A 12,074-nucleotide genomic window follows, 5' to 3' on the forward strand; every position below is an offset into this window, starting at 1 on the left:
CATGAAGACTTTGCCTCAGACCGCTACCGCCGACCGGTCGGATGATCGTGGAACGGCTGGTCGGATGTTGCTGGAATAAGCGGTCGGATGCCGTGGAATACGCATGCTAGGCTCCAGATGGGGTAATCGGCTTGCGCCCCACTTCCCGTCCCGGACGTCATGAGGTGCTGCGCTTCGAGCTGATGGTAGAACGTGGTCTGTGTGAAGCAGCCACACGCATCAGGGAAGGAAGCGCATGTCCGTCGTCGAATGATTTGGAACAGGCGGCCTGAGTTTGGTTTGGAGGGCTCTGGCTCTGTGGGTTGTGAGAACGGCAGCATTAAAATAGGCGCTCAGCCCTCAGCGCCTCATGTCGGAGAAAACCTGAACCCGTGCCTTTGCAGGTTCTGCCGAGATATGGACGTTTGGTGACAGGAAGCGGTTATCGTCCCTTCGCCGCGCGGACGATTGGGGGGACAGACAGCAGGATCATCGAAACCAGAGCACCAATGGCGAGAAGCCCTGTGGATGTGATATCCACCTCGGCCGATGCTTCGATCCTACCCGCCCTCAAATGAACCCTCGCACGATTACTGCCCTGTTCGCCATCTTCCTTGTCCAGTCTCGTGACACGCTGTTGTTGCATCCAGTCCTCCTGGAAGGAAAAGTCCTTCTGCAGGCAAATGTTCCCGGAAGCCTATGGCGACGAGCGATGGCAAGCGGCGGCTGCGTCGCAAACGGCGTGACAGGACATGTATCATCAATGCCCATTCTCCCCCAAAAGCGTCATGGGTTTTCTGAACCTGTACTCGGCAGTATTTGAAAGCTTGAGGGAAAGTAGCGCTGCTCCGGCATGATGCGCATGCAAAACGCCGGACATGTTGTCCGGCGCATGGCCAAAGGACTTTGAGGCAGGGGGGCGAAAATGGCGTAACCTGATAGCCCAAGGGAACACCGGTATATCTGATCCGGATCGGGAACATCTCGGCCATCAGCGGGGGCGGGGGGCATACATCAGGCCATGGATCAATAGCCCTAGACAAAGCGCCAAGATGATCAGCAAGGGAGAGCCGCTTTCCAGCATCGGAAAGCCCGCAAAGCCCCAGCCCATGCACAGAACCGACCCTGTCAGAAAGACCGGCTTGCGTCCAATCTTGTTGGAAAGCTTGCCAATCTATGGGACGGCAATGAAATACACGATATGCGCGACGCCTAGCAGAAGCAGGGTTCCGTTGCCTTGCTGCCCACCTTGACCAGCATCGGGACGGTCATCGCCTCCAGGTAGAAGCCAGTCATCACTCCCCGGCGCACTCTATCGGGATATGGTAACTGCCAAGGTAACCACATATCCTTCGAGAGATTATCCCTGCTATAATTATCCTGCCGAATAGTCCGGGAATTCCAGGTAATGTCGTTCAGTCCTGCATCCTCTTCCGCCCGTCCCAGTGCTGTGCTGGGGGAAACTGTCCAATATGTCGTGGACACCTTATCCCTGCGGATCGTGGGACAGGAATACGGACTGGAGGAGCGGCTGCCCTCGGAGCGGCAACTGGCGCAGGATCTGGGCGTTGCACGAAGCACCGTTCGGGAAGCATTGGACCATATCGAGGCTGCCGGCCTGATCCGGAGGCGGGCAGGCTCGGGGTCATTCGTGATCTTCGATCCTGAAGGTGCCAAGGAATCTTCATCTGCATTGGCTGCAGAAACCGGACCTTTGCAGTTGCAGGTCGTACGCGGGATCATGGAGCCTGAGATGATCCGGCTTGCAGTCATCACTATGTCGCCCCGCCAGATCGAGGCCCTGGGCGACATACTATCGCAGATGGAAACCGTACAGGTGGATGCCATGGCCTTTGTCAGGCTTGAGGAAGAGTTCCACCGCCAGATTGCGGTGGGTACCGGTAACCCGCTTCTGGTCGCCTGCTACAGTCTGGTTCTGGACGCACGGCGGCAGTCGTTTCGGGCAGCCATGTATCGCCGTCATTTGACGCCCAGCAGGATCGCCGACTATCAGCGCAGCTATAATTCGCTGTTCAATGCGATCGCTGCCCGCGACATTGAAGAAGCCTGTGAGTTCATGAAGCTGGCCCTGATTGAAGATCAGAAGCTGCTGCTGCAGGGGGAGTGACCAAGCGGTCGAGACGTTGGTGCCAGGACTGGCCGAGCTCGTCCAGATGCTGGCGCAAGGTCTCGCCATGACGGTCCAGCCAGCCCAGCACCGAGCCGAATTCCGCGATCCGCGCACGCCCGTTCTGGACCACCACAACAGGCCAGTCACCAATCAGGACATTGTCGATGCCGAACAGATCCCGTCCGGTCCAGCGGGCGGTACCGAAGGTATGGGGTACCCGCTGTGCACGCTTCATGGCAGCCAAGACGGATATCGGTGCGGTGGTGTCCGCTAGTTCCACCGCGCTATGCCACAGATCAAGCACTGCCACATACTCCCAACTGACGGCGCTCCACCTGCCTGGAAATCGCTCATTGTAGGTCTCGAAGAAGGAGTGGGGCTGCCGGAAAAAGAAAGTTGCATCTGCAAGCTTGGGATCATCGAAGTCAGGAAACTGGAAGGTATACCCTTCCATGAAGTCCGGCGAAGTCCGCTCAATGAGGAGCAGATAGCCGTCGGCGGCGCTTGACAGGATTCGTCCTTTGAAGCCGCGCCGATAGGCTGCCTCGGTCAAGGCGTGAACCATCGGTGGAGTGGAGGTACACCAGCACAGCACGTCCGGGTTTTCGGTCATCATCGCGCCAACGATGGCATCCGCATCCGTGTCATCGGGGCGATAGCGCAGTTCCTTGACGCGCGACCAGCCGACGGCATCGAAGGCAGTTCGATAAACCGCCAGCGACGGCAGACCGAGGCTGTCAGACTGGGTGCATAGCGCCACGCGGCGCGCGGGCGGCAATTGCCGCGCCAGCCATTCCACCCCGGTCGCATTGAACAACGGCTGAACCTCAACCGGGGCAACCAGGAAGCGGGTGTCGGGGGTCAGGTCCGATGGCAACAACGTCCCCACCAGTATCCGCCGCCGCATCAGATAGGGAAGCGCCGGAGCGAAACTGTCGCCTCCGAGTGTCAGGATCAGCCTTACATGCAGCCGCTCGACCATGTCGCGAGCCGCCTGCAGGGTCCGCTCGGGTGTCTCGGCGCTGTCATGGGCAACAATCTCGACCCGGTGACGCTTGCCTGCCACCAGAAGGCCGCCCCGCTCGTTGATCCAATCCACCCAGATGCGGCAGCCGTCCAACCCTGGCATGCCCCAATGCTCTTCGGGACCCGAGAGAGGGGTAAGGAAACCGATTCGAATAGGAGCTCGGTCGTGGACCCGAAGCCGTGGCAGGGATCCGCCGACTGCAAGTTTCTGCGCGAAGCTCGAGTTGATCATGCATCAAACATATCCGGAATATGTAAAGGAAAAGAAGGCAATAATCGAAGTATGGCTCAGTTGCAGAAAAAGGTTGCCAGAACTGAGAAGGAATGCTGAGATTGGTTTATACCGGTCATACCAATTCATTTTGGTTGGTCGGACCGCCCTGGGGAGGAGATCGGTCTAAATGGTTGCGTGTGATATGACTGCTTTTTGCAGGATGATTTCGTTTGTGGACCCTTCTCGGAGGCACAAGAGCATGGACGCCTTGTGAGCTTCACCGAGGGTAATGACCCTTGAAAGGGTCAGTGAAGAAACCCGAAGGCCGACAATCTTCTATCTTGGACCAATTGGTTAAGCAGAGGTTGGGCCCCCGAGGCATCGTGCCATGCGAGAGGAGACGCAAGCATGACGAGCATTGACCACCTTCAGGGCGAAGAAATCATCGACGGAGTGGCTGACTGCACCACCTTTCCCGCCCAGTACACGGTCGGCACACGTACCGCGATCCTTGTGGCGAGTGCTGCTAGCGGCGGCACCTGCGGTTTCATGCTGAACGATGCCAATGTTGGGACACTGCTGGCAGTGGCAGCCTTTGCAGGTGGGCTCCTTTCTACCTGGTCACCCTGTGGCTATTCATCGATCTCGCTGCTGCGGCCCACGGGCAAGGGGAGCAGGGCGGTTCTAAACTGGCTGCCTACCTTTGCAATGCACGGGCTGGGTTATGCCGTAGGCGCGTTGATCCTGGGAACCCTGCTGGGAGCTGTGGGCGGGATCGCGGGTTTTGCGGGTGTCGCAGGCACACTCGGCCTGTCAATTCTGGCGCTGATCGGCTTGGTGTATGGCGCGCATCAACTTGATTTCCTGCGGGTGCCCTATCCACAGCGCCGTGCACAGGTGCCCCATGACGCGCGACAGCGCTTTCCGAAATGGGTTGTCGGCGGGCTTTATGGCCTTTCGCTGGGACTGGACTACCTGACCTATGTCCAGACGCCGCTTCTCTATCTGATCACCGCTGCCGCGATCCTGACCGGCAATATTCCTGAGGCGATCGGGCTCGTAGCCATCTTCAACCTGGGCCGCTATCTGCCGGTTGGCGTAAATCTTCTGCCTCTGACGGATTATCAGATCCAGTCGTGGCTGGGTCGGCATCAGGAACGCGCGGCCCTTGCAGACGGCGCCATTCTCACGGCCTTCGGGACAGCCTTTGCGGTGCTGGCTCTGGCCTGAGTTCTCTACATCTCACGTTTTTCAAACCTGTTCTGCGGCCCGCCGCAGGAGCCAGGTTGCCATCCAAGGGAGGAAACGATGGCTTTTCCACGAGAAGCGACCCCCAAATACCTGTTACTGATCGGCGCCACACTGGCGTGCTCGGCTTTGGCTTTGGGCACGGCCTTTGCTCAAGGCACGCCTACGCCACAACCCGAGGCTCCTGCCACGGCAGCGGAGGCCACACCCGAAGCAGGCGCATCCGATGTAGCAGGGGGTAACGGCGATGCTGCTTCGGGCGCTACCGCGCCCGAGGACGCCGCAACAGGGCCCACTGCCGGACAGACCGAAGGACAGCGCGGAGCTGCCGAAGCAGCGGCAGCACTGGCCGCAGGCGAGGCGGACGAGCCGGTGATCCTGACCGCGCCCAAGCCAGACGCTCGTCGCGTCTATATCCAGGATCCGGCGCATTTCGCCGCCGTGACCCAGCAGTATGTCATCGACGGGTCCACCGGGCGGGTGATCGGCATGACGGATGGCGGCTTTCTGCCGCAGCCCCTTGCGTCAACTGATGGCTCCTTTTTTGCGCAGGTCAGTTCGGTTTGGTCCCGTATCGCACGGGGCGATCGCACGGATTATGTCGAGGTCTTTGATCCGGAAACCTTGCAGCCCACCGCCGACATCGAACTGCCCGACGAGGCCTTTCGCTTCCTGGTGGGCACCTATCAGTGGATGAATGCGCTGACGACGGACAACAAGAACGTCCTTTACTATCAGTTCTCGCCCGCACCTGCCGTCGGGGTGGTGAACCTGGAAGAAGGCAAGTTCGACCGGCTGCTGGAAGTGCCGGATTGCTATCACATCTTTCCGGCCTCTCCGACGGTCTTCTACATGAACTGCCGCGATGGCAGCCTGGCCCGCGTGGACTTCGCCAATGGCGAAACGCAGGTGAGCAATACCGAGGTGTTCCATACCGAGGAAGAACTGCTGATCAACCATCCCGCCTATTCGCCGCAGAACGGCCGGCTGGTCTGGCCGACCTATACCGGCAAGATCTTCCAGATGGAGCTAACGGCCGAGGCCGCAACCTTCCGCGAGCCGATCGAGGCATTGACCGAGGAAGAACGCGCCGACAACTGGCGTCCCGGTGGCTGGCAGCAGACCGCCTATCACCGCCAGTCCGACCGGATCTATCTGCTGGTCGATCAGCGTGACGAATGGCGCCACAAGGCACCCAGCCGCTTCGTCGTCGTAATCGATGCCAAAACGGGCGAGCGGATCAACAAGATCGCACTAGGCCGCGACATCGACTCGATCAATGTCAGCCAGGATGCAGAACCGCTGCTTTACGCGCTTTCGGCGGGCACCCAGACCTTGCACATCCATGATGCCGAAACGGGCGAGGAACTGCGTAGCGTCAAGCAGCTTGGCCGAGGGCCCCAGGTCATCATGACCCATGACATGGACTCCTGACATGGAGCAGGTGTTGCAAGAACCCATGTTGCATTGGGCATTGCGGACCTTCTTGGCCGTTATGTTCACGGCAGCGGCAGTCAGCAAGCTGACCGGCCTGGAGGAGTTCTACGGTGTCGTACGGAACTTCCGCGTGCTGCCCGATGCGCTCAGCCGCGCCGTGGCGATGGTGCTGCCGGTGGTGGAACTGGCGGTGGCGGCGGGACTGTTGATCACCCCGCTGGCGGCGCCTGCCGCTTTGTCGGCGGCGGGCCTGCTGGTTGTCTTCGGCCTCGCCATCGCAATCAACGTGCTGCGCGGCCGCACGCAGATCGACTGCGGCTGCTTCCGCAACGGCATGAAGCAGCGGATCAGCTGGGCCATGGTTGGCCGCAACGTGGTGCTGACCGCAATGGCGCTTAGTGCGGCGGCGCTGCTGCCCTTGGCGCGGCCTGCCGGAGCCATGGATTTGGCTGCGGGAATGATGGCTGGCACGGTCCTGTTCCTTCTCTACTTCAGCGCCTCGATGCTGGCCAGGCTGCCCGCCCGGCAAACAACAACCGCTTCCTTGAAAGGTCGCTGAGATGACGTTCCTGATTGCTTCCAATATCCTGCTTTGGGTCGCTTTCCTTGGCATGGCCGTGGTCACGCTGGGCCTGATGCGGCAGATCGGCCTGCTGCATGAACGGTCCTCGCCCATGGGGGCGATGATCACGGACCACGGTCCCGACATCGGCGACAAGGCGCCCGAGTTCGACCTGCCCGACTATTTCGGCCGGTCGGTTCGCATCGGCGGCGCGTCGGCTGAAGGGCGGACGACGCTGCTGATGTTCACCGCGCCGACCTGCCCGGTCTGCGACAAGCTGTTCCCGATCATCAAGTCCATCGCCAAGGCCGAGAAGATCGGCGTGGTCATGATCAGCGACGGCGCGCCGGAAGAACATGCGCGGTTCCTCAAGAACCACGAACTGGGGCAGATCCGCTATGTCGTCTCGGCCGAGATCGGCATGGCCTTCCAGGTCGGCAAGATCCCCTATGGTGTGCTGATGGATGCCGAGGGCGTGATCCGCGCCAAGGGCCTTACCAATACGCGCGAGCATCTGGAAAGCCTGCTCGAGGCAGACAAGACCGGTTTCGCTTCGCTGCAGCAGTTCATGGCAAGCCGCAAGAAGACTGCGGCCTGACCCGGCCGTTTCCACCTGGTCCCAAGCAGAGGGAGGATAAACGATGCTGGGGAATTTCAAATTTGACTCTATGGTCGAGAAGATGTCGCGCCGGGTCGCCGGCCGTACCAGCCGCCGCGGTGCGATCGGTCGGCTGGGCACGGTCCTGGCCGGGGTGGCGCTTGTGCCGCTGCTGCCGGTGGACCGCCGGGGCCGCGTTAGCCGCGCCAATGCCGCAGGTCCGGCCGAGGGCGTCGATCCGCGCGCCAAATGGCAGCCGCAGGACAATGACATCCAGTCCTGCGACTACTGGCGGCACTGCTCGATCGACGGCAACATCTGCGACTGCTCGGGCGGTTCGCTGACCAACTGCCCGCCGGGCACCAAGCTTGCGACGGCGTCCTGGGTGGCAAGCTGCTATAACCCGACGGATGGCCAAAGCTATCTGATCGCCTATCGAGACTGCTGCGGCGCGAACCAGCCGGGCCGCTGCCCTTGTCTCAACACCGAAGGGGAACTTCCGGTTTATCGCCCGGAATTCGCCAACGACATCATCTGGTGCTTTGGTGCGGAGGACGATGCGATGACTTATCACTGCACCATCTCTCCGATCGTCGGCAAGGCAAGCTGACCGTCCGGCCGGGCGGACTTCGCCCGGCCCCATTCTTCAGGAGGTTTCCATGAATTCTGCAACAACGCTTCGGTCGATCCTTGGGGCTCTGGCCCTTTCTGCCATCGGCGCAACCGGGGCATGGGCTCAGGAAAAGATCACCGTGCCCACCGAGGAAGGCGTTGCGGCGACCGAAGTGCCCGCCGATGCCATCGTCGTGAATATCGCCAAGATGAAGTATCAGACGCCCGAACTGACCATCAAGACGGGTGATACCGTCTATTGGATCAACAACGAGGTGATGCCCCATAACGTCGCCTTCAAGAAAGGCGTCGTGGACGAGGGCGAGTTCCGCGGGGACATGCTGGGCAAGGACGAGGCCTATGCGATCACCTTCAACGAAGCGGGGACTTTCGATTATTTCTGCACGCCGCATCCCTTCATGCGCGCCAAGGTAATCGTCGAGTAGGTGTTGCCATGTGGATTCCCTACGATGTCCGGGCTTCGCTGAAGGGCGAAAGCGATCGGGAATCCCTCCGGCTGTCGCGAGCCGACGGACAACGGCGGGAATTCCTTGTGGGCTTTTACCTGCGCAATCCCGTCACGCAGGCTTGGGAACTGGATCTGGTGGCCGAGGAAGGGCTGCCGGAATTGCCGACACGTCTGCCCGAGGCCGCCTTCACCGTCTGCCCCAACGAAGCCGGCAAGCTGGCCGAAGTCATCTACCGGCTGCCCGCGACTTCGGCCACCGAGGCGCTGCATCTGGCCCATGACGACCTGCAACCGCGCCTGTTGGCGTGGCTGGCGCAGGTCGGGCGGGGCATGGCGATTGCGGGTTGGCGCGTGGCCGACATGACCCATGGCGCCCGCTGGCGCTGCACGCCGTTCCGGCCAAGCGCGATGCGCGTCGATTATGCCATGGCGCCGGTGGATGCAGATCTGGCGCCGGTTGTCGATCTTTTCCAGCGCGCCCGCAATGCCCCCGATGCCGCGACCCGCCTGCTGGCGAGCTTTGGGGTGCTGTCGGCCGCCCTGACCCACCCGGCGATGCGCAGATCCGGCGCGGATACGCTGCGCATCAGCCAGGACATGCTGATCCATTCCGGCGCCATGGTGCTCCCGGACGGATTCATGGACCTGCCGCTGACCGACTTGGTTGCCCGCCTTCGTCCTAAGAACGACCGGCTGATTGCCGGTGGGGTTCTGGCACCGGTGTCCGACGATCTGACCGCGCAAAAGCGGCTGGCACTGCTGGCGAACCTTGCTGATCTTGTCGCGCATCGCCTGATCCAGGCCGAACTGGCCGCCCGCGGGCACCAGGTGGAACCCGCCCCTGCAATGGTAGCCGAGAGTTAGGGCAATGACGGTACTGTCGCGGATCCTGCTTTTGCTGTCTCCGGCTCTTATGGTCGGGGCAGGAGTGCTGGCGGCAGCGTCGGAACAGGACCACCCCATGCAGAACCGCGACGGGCAGCTTGCCGAGTTGGGGCGCGTGCTGTTCCACGATCCGGCCCTGTCCCGCAATGGCACCCAGTCCTGCGCCACATGCCACGACCCGGACCATGCCTTTACCGACCCGCGCGAAAGCTTGGCGGGCCGCGCCGTATCCGTGGGTGCCGACGGCGCTTCGCATGGCGACCGGAATACGCCGACGCTGTCCTATGCCTTTCTCAGCCCCGATTTCCACCGCGACGCCAAGGGCAATTACAAAGGCGGTCAGTTCTGGGACGGCCGTGCCGACAACCTCAGGGACCAGGCCGGACAGCCCATGCTGAACCCGGTCGAGATGGCAATGCCCGACCGCGCGACCGTCATAGACCGCCTGCGCGCGGATCCGACCTATGTGCAGGCCTTCGCCGCAGTGTTCGGACCCGGCGCGCTTGATGATGTCGAGCTTGCCTTCGACCACGCCGCCGAGGCGCTTGCCGCCTATCAATCGACCGAGGAATTCGCCCCCTTCGATTCCCGTTTCGACCGCTATCTTCGCGGAGAGGCCAAACTGACCGCGCAGGAGCAGTTCGGCCATACCGTCTTCATCACCTGGAACTGCCGCCTGTGCCATCAACTGCAGCAGCAGGGCATCACCGAACGCGAAACCTTCACCAGCTTCGAGTATCACAATATCGGCGTACCGGTGAACCATGCGGTGCGGTCCGTCAGTGGTCTGGGGCGGGACCATGTCGATCTGGGCCTTCTGGCGCGGCCGGGGATCGACGATCCTGCGCAAGCGGGCCGGATCAAGGTGCCGACGCTGCGGAATGTGGCCGTGACGGCCCCCTATATGCATAATGGCGTGTTCGAGGATCTGCGGACCGCCGTTCTGTTCTACAACAAGTACACAAGCCGGCGGCCTGCCGCGAAAATCAATCCCGAAACCGGCAAAGAATGGGGCGACCCCGAGGTGGCCGAGAACCTTTCGCTGGCGGAATTGCAGTCGGGCCTGATGCTGGACGACGCGCGGGTTGATGCTTTGATCGCCTTTCTGAAGACCTTGACCGACCGCCGCTATGAACCGCTTCTGGCGGAACAGGACCGCACAGAACAGGAGGCCGTCGCAGCCCGGTGACGACCTGCCCTCAAAGGAGGGGGCGCAGATGGCATCCAACCCGCGCAAGATGAACCGGCGCACCGCCTTGACCGAGACGGGCCGCCTTGCCGGTGCAGTGTGCCTTGGCAGCTTCTCGCTTGCCGCGCTGATCCAGACGACCGGCAGGGCCGATGCACGGGCCATGCGCCCGCCCGGTGCGCAACCCGAGGATGATTTTCTGGCGGCTTGCGTCCGTTGCGGCCTTTGCGTGCAAGCCTGTCCTTATGGCACGCTGTCGCTTGCCGAATGGGGGCAGGAACCCCCTGTCGGCACGCCCTTCTTCACCCCGCGCGAAGTGCCCTGCTATATGTGCCGCGACGTGCCTTGCGCCCGCGCCTGTCCGACCGGTGCCCTGGACAGCGAGATCGCCATACGGGATGCGGACATGGGTGTGGCGGTGTTGGTTGGGCACGAAGATTGCCTGAACTACAAGGGCATGAACTGCAGCATCTGCGTGCGTGTCTGTCCAATCCGCGGCGATGCGATCACCTTGGAGCCGGGCGAGGTGAATGGCCGCGCCATCATGATCCCGACAGTCCATTCCGACCATTGCACCGGCTGCGGCACCTGCGAGAAGCATTGTGTGACGGGCCATGCCTCGATCCGGGTTCTTCCGCGCGACCTGGGCCTGGGCGGGCAGGGGCGCAACCGGGCAGGGCGGTCGGCATGATCGGCTGGTGGATCTCGGACAGCCGCAGGTTCGGGGTTCAGGCGCACGGGCTGCTGCGCGCGCATAAATGGTGGTTGTTGCGGCGGACCAGCCAGGCTTCGGTGCTGGCGCTGTTCATGCTGGGTCCGACAGCAGGCATCTGGATCGCCCGGGGCAACTTCGCCGCCAGCGAAATCGGTGGGCTATTTACGTTGGGCGATCCGTACATGGTTGCGCAGTCGCTGTTTGGCGGAAACTTTCCCGCAATGCCCGTTTTGACAGGGGCGCTGATCATCCTTGCCTTCTATCTAGTGGTTGGCGGCAGGGTGTATTGCGGTTGGGTTTGCCCGGTGAACGTCGTTACTGATTTTGCCTATTGGTTGCGCGAGAAGACGGGCCTGACCCGCGACCGCAAACTTGATCGGCGTACGCGCCTGGTGATCTTGGGAGCCACGCTGGCTGCCTCGATGGTCACTGGCACCATTGCCTGGGAATTCCTGAACCCGGTCAGCCTTCTGCAACGTGCCTTCATCAGCGGCATCGGTTTTGGCTGGGCGATCATCCTGGCAGTCTTCCTGCTGGATTTGTTCGTATCGCGTCGCGCCTGGTGCAGTCATCTGTGCCCGGTCGGCGCCTTCTATGGGCAGATCGGCAGGGGATCAGTGATCCGCGTCTCTGCCAGAAATCGGGATGCCTGCACCGATTGCGGCGCCTGCTTCAACGTCTGTCCTGAGCCCCATGTCATCGCGCCAGCTTTGAAGGGAAAAGCCAGCCCGGTGATCTTGTCGGGCGATTGCCATAACTGTGGTGGATGCATTGACGCCTGCCCGGTGGACGTATTCCACTCAGGCTTTCGGTGGGAAAAGGCAACGCCGACGAAATCGGCAGCCCCTTCCTCAGAAAGAGAACAAACCGTAGGGTGAGAATGCAGCCTCAGGAAAGGGAGGGAAAAATCCTCTGAGTTAAAGAAATCGGTACCTGGCATTTAGCGTTTTATCATACCAGCGGCATGAGCCACTAGCTCTGAAGGTGATTTTCCTCGCGGCCGACCCTC

12 protein-coding genes are annotated in these 12,074 nt (G+C 61.5%); 11 read left to right on the forward strand and 1 reads right to left on the reverse strand.

Annotated features, from left to right (window positions below; translation table 11 throughout):
• The first annotated feature begins 1,456 nt into the window (after positions 1-1,456).
• The gene (locus IEX25_RS17940; protein ID WP_308421454.1) at positions 1,457-2,107 is read left to right on the forward strand and encodes a FadR/GntR family transcriptional regulator; all 651 of its coding nucleotides are present in this window, start codon (positions 1,457-1,459) and stop codon (positions 2,105-2,107) included.
• On the opposite strand, the gene IEX25_RS17945 is transcribed toward IEX25_RS17940, so the two are convergent.
• On the reverse strand, positions 2,055-3,368 hold the full coding sequence (locus tag IEX25_RS17945; protein ID WP_188716927.1) for an ABC transporter substrate-binding protein: 1,314 nt from the start codon (positions 3,366-3,368) through the stop codon (positions 2,055-2,057). The genes IEX25_RS17940 and IEX25_RS17945 overlap by 53 nt on opposite strands.
• Positions 3,369-3,758: 390 nt before the next feature.
• On the opposite strand from IEX25_RS17945, the gene IEX25_RS17950 reads away from it, so the two are divergent.
• The 10 genes from IEX25_RS17950 (at position 3,759) to napH (ending at position 11,943) form a co-directional block, all read left to right on the forward strand.
• Positions 3,759-4,580 (forward strand): methylamine utilization protein MauF, encoded by an 822-nt coding sequence (locus tag IEX25_RS17950; RefSeq protein ID WP_188716929.1) that lies wholly within the window; start codon positions 3,759-3,761, stop codon positions 4,578-4,580.
• Between the two features lie 78 nt (positions 4,581-4,658).
• Positions 4,659-6,032: a methylamine dehydrogenase (amicyanin) large subunit gene (mauB, locus tag IEX25_RS17955; protein WP_229665422.1), complete on the forward strand. Its 1,374-nt coding sequence runs from the start codon at positions 4,659-4,661 to the stop codon at positions 6,030-6,032.
• 1 nt (position 6,033) lies between these two features.
• Positions 6,034-6,594 (forward strand): MauE/DoxX family redox-associated membrane protein, encoded by a 561-nt coding sequence (locus IEX25_RS17960; protein WP_188716931.1) that lies wholly within the window; start codon positions 6,034-6,036, stop codon positions 6,592-6,594.
• A gap of 1 nt (position 6,595) precedes the next feature.
• Positions 6,596-7,195 carry a methylamine dehydrogenase accessory protein MauD gene (gene mauD / locus IEX25_RS17965; protein ID WP_188716933.1) on the forward strand — a complete coding sequence of 200 codons (600 nt, stop codon included), beginning with the start codon at positions 6,596-6,598 and terminating at the stop codon, positions 7,193-7,195.
• Positions 7,196-7,238: 43 nt separating this feature from the next.
• Positions 7,239-7,805: a methylamine dehydrogenase (amicyanin) small subunit gene (gene mauA, locus IEX25_RS17970; RefSeq protein ID WP_188716935.1), complete on the forward strand. Its 567-nt coding sequence runs from the start codon at positions 7,239-7,241 to the stop codon at positions 7,803-7,805.
• Between the two features lie 49 nt (positions 7,806-7,854).
• A complete protein-coding gene (locus IEX25_RS17975; protein ID WP_188716936.1) occupies positions 7,855-8,253 on the forward strand; it encodes an amicyanin in 399 nt (132 codons plus the stop codon).
• An 8-nt stretch (positions 8,254-8,261) separates the two neighbouring features.
• Positions 8,262-9,140, forward strand: coding sequence for a methylamine utilization protein MauJ (gene mauJ / locus IEX25_RS17980; RefSeq protein ID WP_188716938.1), 879 nt, complete (start codon positions 8,262-8,264; stop codon positions 9,138-9,140).
• Between the two features lie 4 nt (positions 9,141-9,144).
• Positions 9,145-10,350 carry a cytochrome-c peroxidase gene (locus IEX25_RS17985; protein WP_229665424.1) on the forward strand — a complete coding sequence of 402 codons (1,206 nt, stop codon included), beginning with the start codon at positions 9,145-9,147 and terminating at the stop codon, positions 10,348-10,350.
• A gap of 28 nt (positions 10,351-10,378) precedes the next feature.
• Positions 10,379-11,041 carry a ferredoxin-type protein NapG gene (gene napG / locus IEX25_RS17990; protein ID WP_188716940.1) on the forward strand — a complete coding sequence of 221 codons (663 nt, stop codon included), beginning with the start codon at positions 10,379-10,381 and terminating at the stop codon, positions 11,039-11,041.
• Entirely contained in the window at positions 11,038-11,943 is a 906-nt protein-coding gene (napH, locus tag IEX25_RS17995) for a quinol dehydrogenase ferredoxin subunit NapH (RefSeq protein ID WP_188716942.1), read from the forward strand. Before napG ends, napH begins: the two co-directional genes overlap by 4 nt.
• Positions 11,944-12,074: the final 131 nt, after the last annotated feature.

The sequence above is a fragment of the Paracoccus acridae genome (genome assembly GCF_014642735.1).
In the GTDB taxonomy this organism is placed as follows: Bacteria; Pseudomonadota; Alphaproteobacteria; order Rhodobacterales; family Rhodobacteraceae; genus Paracoccus; species Paracoccus acridae.

Bases quoted from the DNA above. Each gene is read 5' to 3' on its own strand.
- IEX25_RS17945 (WP_188716927.1), bottom strand. From the start codon at position 3,368: ATGATCAACTCGAGCTTCGCGCAGAAACTTGCAGTCGGCGGATCCCTG.
- IEX25_RS17950 (WP_188716929.1), top strand. From the start codon at position 3,759: ATGACGAGCATTGACCACCTTCAGGGCGAAGAAATCATCGACGGAGTG.
- mauB (WP_229665422.1), top strand. From the start codon at position 4,659: ATGGCTTTTCCACGAGAAGCGACCCCCAAATACCTGTTACTGATCGGC.
- IEX25_RS17960 (WP_188716931.1), top strand. From the start codon at position 6,034: ATGGAGCAGGTGTTGCAAGAACCCATGTTGCATTGGGCATTGCGGACC.
- mauD (WP_188716933.1), top strand. From the start codon at position 6,596: ATGACGTTCCTGATTGCTTCCAATATCCTGCTTTGGGTCGCTTTCCTT.
- mauA (WP_188716935.1), top strand. From the start codon at position 7,239: ATGCTGGGGAATTTCAAATTTGACTCTATGGTCGAGAAGATGTCGCGC.
- IEX25_RS17975 (WP_188716936.1), top strand. From the start codon at position 7,855: ATGAATTCTGCAACAACGCTTCGGTCGATCCTTGGGGCTCTGGCCCTT.
- mauJ (WP_188716938.1), top strand. From the start codon at position 8,262: ATGTGGATTCCCTACGATGTCCGGGCTTCGCTGAAGGGCGAAAGCGAT.
- IEX25_RS17985 (WP_229665424.1), top strand. From the start codon at position 9,145: ATGACGGTACTGTCGCGGATCCTGCTTTTGCTGTCTCCGGCTCTTATG.
- napG (WP_188716940.1), top strand. From the start codon at position 10,379: ATGGCATCCAACCCGCGCAAGATGAACCGGCGCACCGCCTTGACCGAG.
- napH (WP_188716942.1), top strand. From the start codon at position 11,038: ATGATCGGCTGGTGGATCTCGGACAGCCGCAGGTTCGGGGTTCAGGCG.